Source organism: Micromonospora sp. URMC 107 (assembly GCF_051386315.1).
Lineage (GTDB): Bacteria > Actinomycetota > Actinomycetes > Mycobacteriales > Micromonosporaceae > Micromonospora.
Window position 1 is genome coordinate 1 of the sequence record NZ_JBPQTK010000292.1, and the last position, 636, is coordinate 636.

The 636-nt window shown below is 76.1% G+C and carries 2 pseudogenes; one reads left to right on the plus strand and one right to left on the minus strand.

Going from position 1 to position 636, the window contains the following annotated elements:
• A pseudogene (locus ACSNN9_RS28575) lies at window positions 1-426 on the plus strand (hypothetical protein); the annotation flags it as partial.
• 87 nt (window positions 427-513) lie between these two features.
• On the opposite strand, the pseudogene ACSNN9_RS28580 reads toward ACSNN9_RS28575, so the two are convergent.
• A pseudogene (locus tag ACSNN9_RS28580) lies at window positions 514-636 on the minus strand (C39 family peptidase); the annotation flags it as partial.

Below are 636 nucleotides of genomic sequence, written 5' to 3' on the forward strand. Positions count from 1 at the left end.
TCCGTGGCCGGGACCGCGGCCCCGGCCGCCCGCGACCGGACGGCCGGACGCCCGGCCGAACGGGGGGCGCCGGCCCCGAACGGGCGGGGCGCCGCATCCGACGCTCCCTCGACGGTCGCGGCCCCTCCGGGGGAGGACGACGACAGGGGAGCGGACCGGTGGCTGGTCCACGGCCTGGTGCTGGGCGCCCTGGCGGTGCCGGTGCTGTTCGTCCTGCACCGGCGGCGTCGGCCCGCCGTCGCGGCTACCGGCTCGCCCGGCCCGTCGAGCCCGTCGAGCCCGCCGGCCCCGTCGCCCCCCACGCCCGAACCGGACGAGGAACCCCTGATCGACAACGTGACCCACCTGCCGACGAACCTGAACGCCATCTACGAACTGGGCCGGCTCGACGAGCGACTCAGCCAGGAGCGCAACCGCCGGCCCTGAGCCGGGTGAGCGCCTGGGCGCGAAGGCCGCGCCTTGCCCGGGCGGGCGGGCCTTGTCGTCGTTCGGTAAGGCGTTCTCGTGGTGGGGTCAGGCGGTGTAGCCGCGGGTGGCGATCCAGTCGGCGAGGTTGTCCACGCTCATCCGGTAGGAGGCCTGGGTCGGGTCGGCCGAGTCGGCGATCGTCACGGTGTTGCCGTTGTCGCGGTAGCC